This is a genomic window from Streptomyces sp. NPDC053665, from assembly GCF_055585285.1.
Genome location: NZ_JBVJKK010000003.1, coordinates 396,647 through 410,813 on the forward strand (window position 1 = coordinate 396,647; position 14,167 = coordinate 410,813).

Annotated in this window: 11 protein-coding genes; all 11 read left to right on the forward strand. The window is 71.5% G+C overall.

What is annotated here, in order from left to right; all coding sequences use genetic code 11:
* Positions 1–184: 184 nt before the first annotated feature.
* The 11 genes from ACZ6ZN_RS14790 to ACZ6ZN_RS14840 all read left to right on the forward strand — a co-directional run bounded on the left by ACZ6ZN_RS14790 (position 185) and on the right by ACZ6ZN_RS14840 (position 14,158).
* The gene (locus ACZ6ZN_RS14790) at positions 185–1,531 is read left to right on the forward strand and encodes a DUF6716 putative glycosyltransferase (RefSeq protein ID WP_398106898.1); all 1,347 of its coding nucleotides are present in this window, start codon (positions 185–187) and stop codon (positions 1,529–1,531) included.
* Between the two features lie 35 nt (positions 1,532–1,566).
* Positions 1,567–2,835: a cytidylyltransferase domain-containing protein gene (locus tag ACZ6ZN_RS14795; RefSeq protein WP_469646249.1), complete on the forward strand. Its 1,269-nt coding sequence runs from the start codon at positions 1,567–1,569 to the stop codon at positions 2,833–2,835.
* Between the two features lie 14 nt (positions 2,836–2,849).
* Complete coding sequence (locus tag ACZ6ZN_RS14800; RefSeq protein WP_469646252.1) at positions 2,850–3,788, forward strand: N-acetylneuraminate synthase family protein; 939 nt, start codon at positions 2,850–2,852, stop codon at positions 3,786–3,788.
* A gap of 43 nt (positions 3,789–3,831) precedes the next feature.
* Positions 3,832–4,974 (forward strand): hypothetical protein, encoded by a 1,143-nt coding sequence (locus ACZ6ZN_RS14805; protein ID WP_469646253.1) that lies wholly within the window; start codon positions 3,832–3,834, stop codon positions 4,972–4,974.
* A 284-nt stretch (positions 4,975–5,258) separates the two neighbouring features.
* Complete coding sequence (locus ACZ6ZN_RS14810; RefSeq protein ID WP_451876663.1) at positions 5,259–6,491, forward strand: M20 family metallopeptidase; 1,233 nt, start codon at positions 5,259–5,261, stop codon at positions 6,489–6,491.
* A gap of 704 nt (positions 6,492–7,195) precedes the next feature.
* Positions 7,196–8,239 carry a BMP family lipoprotein gene (locus ACZ6ZN_RS14815; RefSeq protein ID WP_469646255.1) on the forward strand — a complete coding sequence of 348 codons (1,044 nt, stop codon included), beginning with the start codon at positions 7,196–7,198 and terminating at the stop codon, positions 8,237–8,239.
* 295 nt (positions 8,240–8,534) lie between these two features.
* Positions 8,535–9,584 carry a BMP family lipoprotein gene (locus tag ACZ6ZN_RS14820; RefSeq protein ID WP_398106893.1) on the forward strand — a complete coding sequence of 350 codons (1,050 nt, stop codon included), beginning with the start codon at positions 8,535–8,537 and terminating at the stop codon, positions 9,582–9,584.
* A 212-nt stretch (positions 9,585–9,796) separates the two neighbouring features.
* Positions 9,797–11,368, forward strand: coding sequence for an ABC transporter ATP-binding protein (locus tag ACZ6ZN_RS14825; protein ID WP_469646258.1), 1,572 nt, complete (start codon positions 9,797–9,799; stop codon positions 11,366–11,368).
* Positions 11,368–12,486 (forward strand): ABC transporter permease, encoded by a 1,119-nt coding sequence (locus ACZ6ZN_RS14830; RefSeq protein WP_398106891.1) that lies wholly within the window; start codon positions 11,368–11,370, stop codon positions 12,484–12,486. Before ACZ6ZN_RS14825 ends, ACZ6ZN_RS14830 begins: the two co-directional genes overlap by 1 nt.
* Positions 12,483–13,757 (forward strand): ABC transporter permease, encoded by a 1,275-nt coding sequence (locus ACZ6ZN_RS14835; protein ID WP_398106890.1) that lies wholly within the window; start codon positions 12,483–12,485, stop codon positions 13,755–13,757. The genes ACZ6ZN_RS14830 and ACZ6ZN_RS14835 overlap by 4 nt, the downstream gene beginning before the upstream one ends.
* Positions 13,754–14,158: a cytidine deaminase gene (locus ACZ6ZN_RS14840; RefSeq protein ID WP_398106889.1), complete on the forward strand. Its 405-nt coding sequence runs from the start codon at positions 13,754–13,756 to the stop codon at positions 14,156–14,158. The genes ACZ6ZN_RS14835 and ACZ6ZN_RS14840 overlap by 4 nt, the downstream gene beginning before the upstream one ends.
* Positions 14,159–14,167 lie beyond the last annotated feature (9 nt).

Sequence of the window (14,167 nt, forward strand, 5' to 3'; positions counted from 1 at the left end):
GAGGCCGCCCGGCAGGGCAACTTTCCGATGCGCGTACACCGGGTGAACTCCATGTGTCAGAACGGTGCACCCCGTGTACTTCCCGCTTTCCGGCGGGCCAGTTCGGCTCGCGGTGGGGTGTTGTTAACTTTTCGTTGAGTCCCGGTTCCGCCGTACCTCGGATTCGCTTCCTAGCGTCATCGACGTGCCAGCAAGTACACCGAAGCGACCGCGTATCGCGGTTCTCGCGGACTCCGACACCCGATGGAAATGGGGTGCCCTCACCGCGCACCGCATCGTCCCCGGACCGTCCATGGAAACCGCAGGGGACCGGGCCGCGCAACCCGGACCCGTCCTCGACGGGTTCCTGCTGCGCGGCCGGGCCACACCCACCCCGCGCCAGCTGCGCGAAGTGGGTGTGAGCGCCGACTCCCTGCGGGAGGTCACCGCGGCCGAGTTCCTGCGCGTCATGGGCGAGGAGACCTACGACGTGCTGGTCCTCGCGCTCGTCGGCGGCGGTGTGCAGGCGATGCTGCACGGCCTGCGGCACGCCTGGTCGGACCGCACCTCGCGTCCCGTCGTCGTCACCGGTTACGTGGGCGTCGTCTACGAGAAGCTCGCCGACGGCCTGCTGCTGCGGCACGGAGCCGACCTGGTCCTCGCCAACTCCCGCCAGGACGCGGACCGCTTCCGCGCCGTCTACGCGGGAGTGGGCGCCGACGCCGCGTCGGTCACCGAGGTCGCCCTGCCGTTCCTGGGCGGCGCGCCCTACGCCGGGGAGCACGACCCCTACCGGGTCGTCTTCGCCGCCCAGCCCTCGGTGCCCGACAGCCGCCGGGACCGTACCTACCTGCTGGACCGGCTGGTGCGGCACGCCCGCCGGCACCCCGGGCGCGAGGTCCTGCTGAAGCTGCGCTCCAAGCCGGGCGAACACACCACCCACATCGAGGAGCTGCCGTACCAGAAGCTGGTGCAGCGGCTCGACGCGCCGGACAACTTCCGCCTGGTGTACGGCAACATGGGCGAGGTTCTGGACCGCACCGACCTGCTGGTGACGGTCAGTTCCACGGCCGCCCTGGAGTCGCTGCACCGCCGCATCCCGACCGTCGTCCTCACCGACCTCGGCGTGCGCGAGTCGCTCGGCAACCACCACTTCGTCGGCTCCGGCTGCCTCGCCTCCTGGGACCAGCTCGACGCCGGGCACCGGCCCGTCCCCGACGAGGAGTGGGTGGCCCGCCAGGGCGTGCGGGCGGACGGTTCGTACGGCACCGCCTTCGACACCGCCCGGGAACGCATCGCCGAGCTGCTCGGCCGGCCCGGCGGGCTGCCCCCGCTCGCGCCGTACTACACCCCCGCCACCGCGCCCGGCTACCTGCCCGGCGTCCTCGCCCGCCACCACCTCGGCCCCGACGGCGCGCCCCTGCCCGGAGCGCCCACCGCCGACCGGGAGCCCGGACCGGTCCGGCAGATCGTGCGCCGGGCGGCCCGCGGCGCCTACCGGCACGGCGTGCAGCGCGTGGCCCCCGTCATCCGGCGGATGGGCGAGCTGTGAGCCGCCGCCCCGCCCCACGTCAAGGAGCTGAATCCATGTCCCACTCGGAAGCGGGCCCGGCCGCCCCGGCGGTACGCCGGGTGCTCGCGGTGATCCCCGCGCGCGGCGGCTCCAAGGGCGTGCCCGCGAAGAACCTCCTCCCGGTCGGCGGCGTGCCCCTGGTGGCCCGGGCGGTGCGCGAGTGCCGCTCCGCGCGGCTCGTGACGGACGTCGTGGTCTCCACCGACGACCAGGCCATCGCCGCCGCCGCCCGCGAGGCGGGCGCCGAGGTGGTGCTGCGCCCCGCCGCCATCGCCGGGGACACCGCGACCTCCGAGGCCGCCGTCCTGCACGCCATGGACGCCCACGAGGCCCTGCACGGCGCCCCGGTGGACGTGGTCCTGCTCGTGCAGTGCACCAGCCCGTTCCTGGTCCGCGAGGACATCGACTCGGTCGCCGGGGCGGTCGCCGTGAACGGCGCCGACACCGCGGTCACCGTCGCGCCCTTCCACGGGTTCGTCTGGCGGGACGCCGACGACGAGCTCGCGGCCGGCCCCGTCGCGGAGAACGACGCGGCCGTGGGCGGCGGTTACGGCGTCAACCACGACAAGTCCTTCCGGCCCCGCCGCCAGGACCGCCCCCAGGACCTCCTGGAGACCGGCGCCGCCTACGCCATGGACGCGGCCGGGTTCCGCGAGCACGGCCACCGCTTCTTCGGCCGCACCGAGCTGGTCCGCACCGACCCCGCCCGCGTGCTGGAGATCGACGACCCGCACGACCTGGCCCGCGCCCGGGCCCTCGCGCCGCTGTTCGACGCGGAGCGGCCCGGCGCCCTCCCGACCGCCGACGACATCGACGCGGTCGTCCTCGACTTCGACGGCACCCAGACCGACGACCGGGTGCTGATCGACTCCGACGGACGGGAGTTCGTCTCCGTGCACCGCGGGGACGGACTCGGCATCGCGGCCCTCCGCAGGAGCGGCCTGAGGATGCTGATCCTGTCCACGGAGCAGAACCCGGTGGTCGCCGCCAGGGCCCGGAAGCTCAGGCTCCCGGTGCTGCACGGCATCGACCGCAAGGACCTCGCGCTGAAGCAGTGGTGCGAGGAGCAGGGCATCGCGCCGGAGCGCGTGCTCTACGTCGGCAACGACGTCAATGACCTCCCGTGCTTCGCCCTCGTGGGCTGGCCCGTGGCGGTCGCGAGCGCCCACGACGTCGTGCGCGGCGCCGCACGCGCGGTCACCACCGTCCCCGGTGGCGACGGCGCGATCCGAGAGATCGCCAGCTGGATCCTCGGCCCCTCTCTCGATTCCCTCACCAGGTAAGGACACCCCACGCCATGAGCACCAACTCCCGCATCCGCACCTTCGGTTCGCGCGAGGTCGGCCCGGGCCGCCCGGTCTACGTCTGCGGCGAGATCGGCATCAACCACAACGGCGAGCTCGAGAACGCCTTCAAGCTGATCGACGCCGCCGCCGAGGCCGGCTGCGACGCGGTGAAGTTCCAGAAGCGCACGCCGGAGATCTGCACCCCGCGCGACCAGTGGGACATCGAGCGCGACACCCCCTGGGGCCGGATGACCTACATCGACTACCGCCACCGCGTGGAGTTCGGCGAGGACGAGTACCGCGCCATCGACGAGTACTGCACGTCCAAGAACATCGACTGGTTCGCCTCCCCGTGGGACACCGAGGCCGTCGCCTTCCTGGAGAAGTTCGACGTCCCCGCCCACAAGGTCGCCTCCGCCTCCCTCACCGACGACGAGCTGCTGCGCGCCCTGCGGGCCACCGGCCGCGCGGTGATCCTCTCCACCGGCATGTCGACCCCGAAGCAGATCCGCCACGCCGTCGAGGTCCTCGGCTCGGACAACATCCTGATGTGCCACGCCACCTCGACCTACCCGGCGAAGGCCGAGGAGCTCAACCTGCGCGTGATCAACACCCTCCAGCAGGAGTACCCGAACGTCCCGATCGGCTACTCCGGCCACGAGACCGGCCTGCAGACCACCCTCGCCGCGGTCGCCCTGGGCGCCACCTTCGTCGAGCGCCACATCACCCTCGACCGCGCCATGTGGGGCTCGGACCAGGCCGCCTCCGTCGAGCCGCAGGGCCTGACCCGCCTGGTCCGCGACATCCGCACCATCGAGGCCTCCCTCGGCGACGGCGTGAAGAAGGTCTACGACTCCGAGCTGGCCCCGATGAAGAAGCTGCGCCGGGTCGCCGGCGTGGTCGCCGAGGCGGAGATCGCCACGGCGGCGGGCGAGCCGGTCGGCGTCTGAGCACCCACCCCACCACCCCCTACGACGGGACGGTCGTACGTCGATGAGCCCCCGCGCCGGGAACGCCGGCCCCCACACCCTCGCCTTCGTCGAGAGTCCGGTACAGCTGCTGAACGTGCTGGAGTGGGCGCACGCGCACGCGCCCGGCGTGGGGCTCACCCTCGTGGTGCTGTCACCCGTCGACCCGATGACGCGCGGCCAGCTGCGGCGGATGTCCGACCTGGCCCGCGACGAGGGGCACGAGGTCCGCTGGGAGGAGGCGCGCGGCGGCCCGCTGGCGCCCTTCCAGACCATCGGCGGCCTGGCCGGGCTGCTGCGCCGGGCCCGCCGGATCGTGCTGGGGGACCCCTTCTCCCGCTACGTCCAGCTGCTGCTGACGATCGCCCGCGCCCGCGACCTGGTCGTCGTCGACGACGGCACCGCCACGATGGAGTTCGTCGGCCAGCTGGCCCGGGGCGAACGGCTGGTGCGCTGGCACCGCAAGGGCGGCCGCCCCGGCCCCCGGGACGTGCTCCTCGCCCCGGTGTCGTCCGCCGCCCGGCGCCGCCTGACCCCGGGCGGCGGACGCCGGGTGGAGATCTTCTCCTCCATGCCGATGTCCCAGGTCCCCCCGGGCGTGACCGTCAGCGCCCACACCTTCGCCTGGACCCGCGCCCGGTTCGGTCCGCCCCGCATCACCAAGGGCGCGGACATGGTGGGCACGTCCCTGGTGGAGACGGGAGTGGTCGACGACGGCCGCTACCTGGAGGCGGTCCGCGCCCTGGCCGCCGCCCACGGCGCCACGCGCTACTTCGCCCACCGCCGCGAGAGCACCGAGAAGCTGCACCGCCTCGCGGTCGAGACGGGCCTGGAGATCGTCCGCCCGGAACTGCCGCTCGAACTCATCGCCCGGCGCGGCCCCATCGGCCGCACCGTCGTCAGCTTCCCCTCCACGGTCGTGCACACCCTGCCGCTCGCCCTCTCCGGCACGGGCGTGCGGGTCGCGGTCTGCGACATCGACCCGGCCTGGCTCACCGACACGGCCTCCCCCCGGGCCCAGGGCTTCCTCACCGGGGTCACCGACTCGGCCCGCGACGCCCACCGCCTCCCTCCGGCGGGCCGGGACCGCCCGGGCCCGGCCGAAGCCGGGGGCGGCGCCGGCACCGTCACCGCGAGGCAGGGCCAGGTCGGACTGGCGGCCTCCTGATCCGGAACTGCGTCCGGTCGGTGAAAGACGGCGGTGTTCGGCGCGCGGGGCGTGGTAGACGTGGAAGAGGATGGAGGGATACCGGAGTGATGCACGAGTGCGGGATGTCACACTCCGTGGGATGGCGTGCACCCGCGGGGCCCAAAAGGCAGGCAGGTTACCCATCTCAGTTGATACCTATGCGTCCGGCGGTCAGATTTTCCTCCCCTAACGGGTTGAAGTTTTTGTGATCGAGGGTCAGCAGACCGCCCTGGCGCCCTACCCTTCAAAGGGTGAAGCAATTGATGTCACTGGAGTCCGAGGTCGATCTTCCTGGGGGAGCCGAGCTCCCCGGCGCGCTGCCCGACGCTCTGCGCGCCGAGCTCATCGCGTTCCGGCGCGACCTGCACATGCACCCGGAGCTGGGCAACCAGGAGTTCCGCACCACCGCCGCGATCAAGGAGCGGCTGGAGCGGGCCGGCCTCAGGCCACGCGTCCTCCCCGTGGGGACGGGCCTGGTCTGTGACATCGGCCTGGAGGGCGACCAGTGGGAGGGCGGACCCAGCATGCTCGCCCTGCGCGCCGACATCGACGGCCTGCCCATCCCGGACATGAAGGCGGACTGCCCGTACCGCTCCACCGTGCCCGACCGCGCCCACGCCTGCGGCCACGACGTGCACACCACCGTCGTCCTCGGCGCCGGTCTGGTCCTCGCCGAGCTGCACCGGCGGGGCCAACTGCCGCGCCCCGTCCGGCTGATCTTCCAGCCGGCCGAGGAGGTGCTGCCGGGCGGCGCCGCCGACGCCATCAAGTGCGGTGCGCTGGAAGGGGTCGGCGCGATCATCGCGGTCCACTGCGACCCCCGTGTCGACGCGGGCCGGATCGGCCTGCGCGAGGGCCCCATCACCTCCGCCTGCGACCGGCTGGAGATCGGCCTGGACGGCCCGGGCGGCCACACCGCCCGCCCGCACCTGACGACCGACCTGGTCACGGCGGCGGCCCGCGTGGTCACCGACGTGCCCGCCCTGGTCGGACGGCGGTTCGACACCCGCAGCGGACTCGCCATCACCTGGGGCCGCATCGAGTCGGGCCACGCCCCGAACGTCATCCCGCAGCACGCCGAGCTCTCCGGCACGGTCCGGTGCCTCGACCTCGAGGCGTGGCGGCAGGCCCCCGACGTGGTGGTGGGCGCGATCGACGAGATCGCCAACCTGCACCGGGCCAAGTCGGAGATCAACTACGTGCGCGGCGTCCCGCCGGTGGTGAACGAGCCGGGCGTGACCGAGCTGCTGCGCGAGGCCATGATCGCCCGGCGCGGCGTCGAGTCCGTCGAGAGCACCGAGCAGAGCCTCGGCGGCGAGGACTTCTCCTGGTACCTGGAGCACGTCCCCGGCGCGATGGCCCGCCTGGGCGTCCGCACCCCGGGCGAGCGCCACGTCCGCGACCTGCACCAGGGCGACTTCGACGTCGACGAGTCGGCCATCACGGTAGGCGTCGAACTCTTCACAGCAGCGGCCCTGGTCAACGCCCTGCGCTGACACGACCCCACCAGGGGCGCGGGCCCCACGCGCCCCCGCCCCGCCTGGGCGCACGCGGTGCTGCACCGCCCCATAAGGGGCGCGGGGAACTGCGCGACCAGCCACGACGCCGCCGCACCGGGACGACGACCACCCGGGGACGCCCCGAACCCCGTAGCCCGGGCGGTGGCCATGCCCCATAAGGGGCGCGAGGAACTGCGCGACCAGCCACGACGCCCCCGCACCGGGACGACGACCCACGGGCAACGCCCCGCGCCCTGGGCACACGCCATGCCCCACAAGGGGCGCGGGGAACTGCGCGACCAGCCACGACGCAGCCGCACAAGGACGACGACCCACGGCAACGCCCCGCGCCCCGGGCACACGCCATGCCCCACAAGGGGCGCGGGGAACTGCGCGACCGGCCACGACCCCGCCGCACAGGACGACCCCCACCCGGGGACCGCCCGTCACCCCACGCACAGCCCCCGGTTGCGCCCCCCGCACCCCGGGGGCAGCCTGGTGCCCGTGACGAGCAGGCACGCGCCGTGTGCCCGAGTACACCTTTCGACCCCGTTCGAACCCGTGGTTCACAAGGGCGTAACCGGCCATCGGCACGAATGGATAACGGCCCCGCGGCGAACCGTTCCCAGGAGTGTCTACGCGCGTTAATGTGCGCCGAACCGAGCACCCACTGCGGGGCTTTGGAGAATGGGGAACTTCAGATGCGTCGGATTTCCAGGATGGCCCGAATCGCGGTGGGGGTCGCGTCGCTCGGGCTCGTCGCCACGGCGTGTGGCGGCACCAGCAGTGACAGCAACGACAGCGACAGCAACGACCGCGGCGTGGCCATCGCCTACGACGTCGGCGGCAAGGGCGACCAGTCCTTCAACGACGCCGCCTACGCGGGCCTGACCAAGGCCAAGGACGAGTTCGGCTACAAGACGGCCGACATCGAGCCCACCGAGGGCGAGACGGACGCCGACAAGGAGCAGCGCCTGGCGTCGCTGGCCAAGCAGGGCTACAACCCCGTCATCGGCGTGGGCTTCGCCTACGGCCCGGCGATGAAGGCGGTGGCCGCCAAGTACCCGAAGACCACCTTCGGCATCGTGGACTCGGTCGTCGAGGGCAAGAACGTCGCCTCCCTCGTCTTCGCCGAGGAGCAGGCCTCCTACCTCGCCGGTGTCGCGGCCGCCAAGGCGACGAAGTCCGACGTGGTCGGCTTCATCGGCGGTGTCGACGTCCCGCTGATCCACAAGTTCGAGGCCGGCTACAAGCAGGGCGTGCAGGACACCAACCCCAAGGTGAAGGTCCTGTCGCAGTACCTGACGCAGACGGCGGAGGAGGGCGGCTTCTCCAGCCCCGACAAGGGCAAGGCCGCCGCCGAGGGCCAGATCGAGAAGAAGGCCGACGTGCTGTACGCCGCGGCCGGCCTGTCCGGCCAGGGCGTGATCGAGGCCGCCGCCAAGGCGAAGGTCTGGGCGATCGGCGTCGACTCCGACCAGTACAAGCAGGCCGCTCTCGCGCCGTACAAGAACTACATCCTCACCTCCGCGCTCAAGGACGTCGGCGGTGCGGTCTACACGCTGTCCAAGTCGGTCCACGACGGCAAGCCGCTGACCGGCACCCAGACCTTCGACCTGAAGGTCAACGGCGTGGGCCTGTCGGAGTCCAACCCGGAGTACGCGAAGGTCCCGGGCCTGAAGGACGCCGTGGCCAAGGCCAAGGAAGGCATCGACGACGGCTCGATCAAGGTCAACACCGAGTGACGACGCCGTAGACGCAGCACATGGAGCGGGCGGGCACCCCTGGTGCCCGCCCGCTTCGCGTGCCGGCGGCCGGGAGCCGCGGAACCGGGCACCGGATCACCCAGCGCCACCCCCCGTTTGCGGTCGGCAACACCGGGGCCGGGACCCGGTGATGGCTTGGGCACGGGCGGATAACAAGGTGGACAGAAGGGGTTTTCAGGCAGGTCTACGCGCGTTAATCTGCGGCGAAGCCAGCGCTGAAGCTGAACCGTCCCGGCGCTGTGCGACCTCGGTTGTACGACAGGAGCACCCACACATGCGCCGGATTTCCCGGATCACGGTCGCAGGCGCAGCGACCGCCTCCCTGGCCCTCGCGCTCTCCGCCTGCGGCGGCACCTCGACCTCCGGGTCCTCGGAGTCGAAGGGCGGCGACAAGGGCCTCGCCATCGCCTACGACGTCGGTGGCAAGGGCGACCAGTCCTTCAACGACGCCGCCTTCGCGGGCCTGGAGCAGGCGAAGAAGGAGTTCGGCTACAAGACGGCCGACCTGGAGCCCACCGAGGGCGAGACGGACGCCGACAAGGAGCAGCGCCTGGCGTCCCTGGCCAAGCAGGGCTACAACCCGGTGATCGGCGTGGGCTACGCGTACGCCGCGGCCATCAAGGGCGCGTCCGAGAAGTTCCCGGACACCACCTTCGGCATCGTCGACGACTCCACCATCGAGGCCAAGAACGTCGCGGACCTGGTCTTCAGCGAGGAGGAGGCCTCCTACCTGGCCGGCGTCGCCGCCGCCAAGAGCACCAAGTCGAACGTGGTCGGCTTCGTGGGCGGCGTGGACATCCCGCTGATCCACAAGTTCCAGGCGGGCTTCGCGCAGGGCGTCAAGGACACGAACCCGAAGGCCAAGGTCCTCTCCCAGTACCTCACCCAGACGGCGGAGGAGGGCGGGTTCTCCAGCCCCGACAAGGGCAAGACCGCCGCCGAGGGCCAGATCGAGAAGAAGGCGGACGTCGTCTACGCGGCCGCCGGCCTGTCCGGTCAGGGCGTCATCGAGGCCGCCGCCGCCAACAAGGTGTGGGCCATCGGTGTCGACTCCGACCAGTACCAGCAGGAAGCCCTCGCCAAGTACAAGGACTCGATCCTGACCTCGGCGATGAAGGATGTCGCCAAGGCGGTGTACAACCTGGCGAAGTCGGTCGAGGACGGCAAGCCCGAGACCGGTATCGTTCGTGGCGATCTGAAGACCGGCGAGGTGAGCCTGTCGAACTCCAACCCGAAGTTCGCGGACGACGCCGAGCTCCAGGAAGCCATCAAGACGGCCAAGGAGAAGATCATCAGCGGCGAGATCAAGGTCAAGAGCAGCTGACGAGCGACTGCCTCGCAGCAGGCGGTAACCCCCGGGGGTTGCGTCCGCTCGACGGGGTACGGGGAGGCCGCTCCTCGTGCCCCGTCGCCGCGGGTCGCCGACCCCTTTGTATGCCGTAGGGGCGCTACGCGCGTAGACGGCCCCCGTCCCCAGGAGAGTGCGCCATCAACGCGTCCAGCAGCCCTCCGGCCGGAGCGGCGGTCAACGATTCGGTGACCGCCGTCGAGCTCGCCGGGATCACCAAGCGTTTCCCCGGTGTCGTGGCCAACCACGACATCCACCTCAGCGTCCGCAAGGGCACCGTGCACGCCCTCGTCGGTGAGAACGGCGCCGGCAAGTCGACGCTGATGAAGATCCTCTACGGCATGCAGAAGCCGGACGAGGGCACCATCGCCGTCGACGGGCAGCAGGTCGCCTTCTCGTCGCCGGCCGACGCCATCGCCCGCGGCATCGGCATGGTCCACCAGCACTTCATGCTCGCCGACAACCTCACGGTCCTGGAGAACGTGGCGCTCGGCAGCGAGAAGCTCTACGGCATCGGCGCCAAGGCCCGCCGCAAGATCAAGGAGCTCTCCGACCGCTACGGCCTCGGCGTCGAGCCCGACCGGATGGTCGAGGAGCTCGGTGTCGCCGCCCGCCAGCGCGTGGAGATCCTCAAGGTCCTCTACCGCGGCGCGACCACCCTCATCCTGGACGAGCCGACCGCGGTCCTCGTGCCGCAGGAGGTCGACGCCCTCTTCGCCAACCTGCGCGAACTGAAGTCCGAGGGCCTGTCGGTCATCTTCATCTCGCACAAGCTCGGCGAGGTCCTCTCCGTCGCCGACGAGATCACCGTCATCCGCCGCGGCACCACCGTCGGCACCGCCGTCCCGTCCGAGACGACGCCCCGTCAGCTCGCGGAGATGATGGTCGGCAGCGAGCTGCCCACGCCCGAGACGGCCGAGTCCACGGTCACCGACCGCCCGGTCATCACCGTCGACCGGGTGCGCCTCGCGGCCCCCGGCGGCAAGGCCCTCCTCGACGACATCAGCTTCACCATCCACGCCGGCGAGGTCCTCGGCATCGCCGGCGTCGAGGGCAACGGGCAGACCGAACTCGTCGACGCGCTCATCGGCCTGCGGTCCCCGGACAGCGGCACGATCCGGCTCGCCGACGAGGAGATCACCGCCTGGCCCACCCGCAAGCGCCGCGAGCAGGGCATCGGCTACATCCCCGAGGACCGCCACCGCCACGGCCTCCTCCTGGAGGCGCCCCTCTGGGAGAACCGCATCCTCGGCCACGTCACCGAGAAGCCCCTCGCCAAGGGCGTCTGGCTGGACCCGAAGGCGGCCCAGGAGGACACCCGCCGGATCGTCACCGAGTACGACGTCCGCACCCCCGGCATCGACGTCACCGCGGCCTCCCTGTCCGGCGGCAACCAGCAGAAGCTGATCGTCGGCCGCGAGATGAGCCATAAGCCGCGCTTCCTCATCGCCGCCCACCCCACCCGCGGCGTGGACGTCGGCGCGCAGGCCGCCATCTGGGACCACATCCGCGAGGCCCGCCGCGAGGGCCTGGCCGTGCTGCTGATCTCCGCCGACCTCGACGAGCTGATCGGCCTGTCCGACACGCTGCGCGTGATCTACAACGGCAAGCTGGTCGCGGACGCCGACCCGGCCACCATCACCCCCGAGGAGCTCGGCTCGGCCATGACCGGTGCCGCCACCGGGCACCTCGCGCACGACGAGACCCCCGAGATCTCGAAGGCAGACGCCCCCGAGTCTCCGGAAGACGAGGCCCGCTGATGAAGAAGTTCGACAAGGAGCGCGTGCTCCTGGCGGTGGCCGGGCCGGTCATCGCGCTCGCCGTGGCCTTCGTCCTGAGCGCGATCGTGCTGATCGCGTCGGGCAAGAACCCCGTCGAGCCCTTCGCGTTGATGTTCGAGCAGATCGGCTTCTCGGACATCCAGGTGCTGATCATCAACCAGGCCTCGATGTACTACATCGCGGCCCTGGCGGTGGCCATCGGCTTCCGCATGAACCTGTTCAACATCGGCGTCGACGGCCAGTACCAGCTCGGCGCCATGATGGCCGCCGTCGTCGGCGCCCACATGAACCTGCCCGCCGCGCTCCAGGTCCCGCTGCTGCTCCTGACGGCCGTCCTCACCGGCGCGTTCTGGTCCGGCATCGCCGGTGTCCTCAAGGTCACCCGCGGGGTCAGCGAGGTCGTCGCCACGATCATGCTCAACGCGATCGCCACCTCCGTGATCGCCTATCTGTGGCTGCCGGACGTCTTCGGCGTCAAGGTCGGCAACAACAACACCACCGGCGAGATGCACGAGTCCGGCTGGATCCCCGGCATCCCGATGGGCGACGCCGGCGAGATCTACGGCCTGGTGCTGCTGGCCGTGCTGCTCGGCATCGGCTACTGGGTCGTCCTCAACCGCACCCGCTTCGGCTTCGACCTGCGCGCCTCCGGCGCCTCGCAGACCGCCGCCGCGGCCAGCGGTGTGGACCCCCGGCGCATGGTGCTCAGCGCCATGCTGATCTCCGGCGGCATCGCGGGCCTGGCCGGCCTGCCGATCCTGCTCGGCGACACCCACACCTACAGCCTGAACTTCCCCACCGGCATCGGCTTCCTCGGCATCGGCATCGCCCTGCTCGGCCGCAACAGCCCCGTCGGCATCGCCTTCGCCGCCCTGCTGTGGGCCTGGCTCGACAAGGCCTCCCCGGAGCTGGACTTCCACGGCTACGACAAGGAGATCGCGGTCATCATGCAGGGCCTGATCGTCCTCTCCGTCGTCGTCTCCTACGAGGCCGTCCGCGAATGGGGCCTGCGCCGCCAGCAGCGCCGCGTCGGCGCCGAACTCGCCGCGGGCCACGTCCTCGGCGCCCAGAACACGAAGGAGGTGGCTGGCCGATGACCGCTCCTACCTCGGCGATCGACGTCAACCAGCCCACGCTGCAGCCCGCGGCGCCGACCGGCCGCCGCCTGTCGTGGCCCGTCCTGCTGCTGATCATCGCCGGCGGACTGGCGCTCACCTCGATCGTGCGCCTGATCACCGGCGCCGACGGCATCACCAACGTCAGCCAGATGTCCACCGCCCTCCAGCTCGCCGTGCCGATCGGCCTCGCCGGGCTCGGCGGTCTGTGGGCCGAGCGCGCGGGCGTGGTCAACATCGGCCTCGAGGGCATGATGATCCTCGGCACCTGGTTCGGCGCCTGGGCCGGCTTCCAGTGGGGCCCGTGGACCGGTGTCCTGGTCGGCATCCTCGGTGGCGCGATCGGCGGCCTGCTGCACGCCTTCGTCACCGTCACCTTCAACGTCAACCACATCGTCTCCGGTGTGGCCATCAACATCCTCGCCCTCGGCGCCACCCGCTACCTCGCGCCCCTCGCCTTCGAGGGCCACACCGGCGGCTCGGCCAAGCAGTCCCCGGCGGTGGAGTCCCTCGGCCACTTCACGGTGCCGGGCCTGTCCGACGCCCTGCGCGACCTCAACAACCAGGGCTGGTTCTTCGTCTCCGACATCGCCGGCCTGCTCGGCGGCCTGGTCACCAACGTGTCCTGGCTGACCCTGATCGCCGTGGCGCTGATCCCAGGCACCTGGTGGATCCTGTGGCGCACGGCCTTCGGCCTGCGGCTGCGCTCCTGCGGCGAGAACCCGGTGGCCGCCGAGTCCCTCGGTGTGAACGTCTACAAGTACAAGTACATCGCCGTCGTCATCTCCGGCGGTCTGGCCGGCCTCGGCGGTGTCTTCCTGTCCATCGTCGCCAACCCCTTCTACCTGGAGGGCCAGGTCAGCGGCCGCGGCTTCATCGGCCTCGCGGCGATGATCTTCGGCAACTGGATGCCGGGCGGCCTCGCCCTCGGCGCCGGCCTGTTCGGCTACACCGACAGCCTCAACCTGCGCGGCGGCTCCGCCAACGTGCACGCCCTGCTGCTGCTCGGCGCGCTGCTGCTGATCATCGGCGCGATCTGGCTGGTGATCCGCAAGAAGTACGCCCCGTCGATCATCACCGCGGTGGTCGCCGCCCTGGTGTTCGCCTGGTACGCCACCACCGACGAGGTCCCCAACCAGGTCGTCTCCGCCACGCCGTACGTCATCACGCTGATCGTCCTCGCGCTGTCCGCGCAACGGCTGCGGATGCCCAAGGCGGACGGACTGCCGTACCGGAAGGGGCAGGGCAAGTGACCGGGGCCGGCCCCGCCGCCGACTGGGAGAAGCTGCGCGCGGTGGCCCGGGACGCCATGTCCCGGGCGTACGCCCCGTACTCGGGCTACCCGGTCGGTGTGGCGGCCCTGGTCGACGACGGACGGATCATCTCCGGCTGCAACGTCGAGAACGCCTCGTACGGGCTCGGTCTGTGCGCCGAGTGCGGCCTGGTCTCGGAGCTGCACAACACCGGCGGGGGCCGGCTGACGCACTTCACCTGCGTCGACCGCGACGGTGCCACGCTCGTGCCGTGCGGACGCTGCCGCCAGCTGCTCCACGAGTTCGGCGGCCCGGACCTGCTGCTGGAGACCCCGGAGGGCATCCTGCCGCTGTCCCGCATGCTGCCCCAGGCCTTCGGCCCGGAACACCTCGCCAAGTAACGCCCGCCC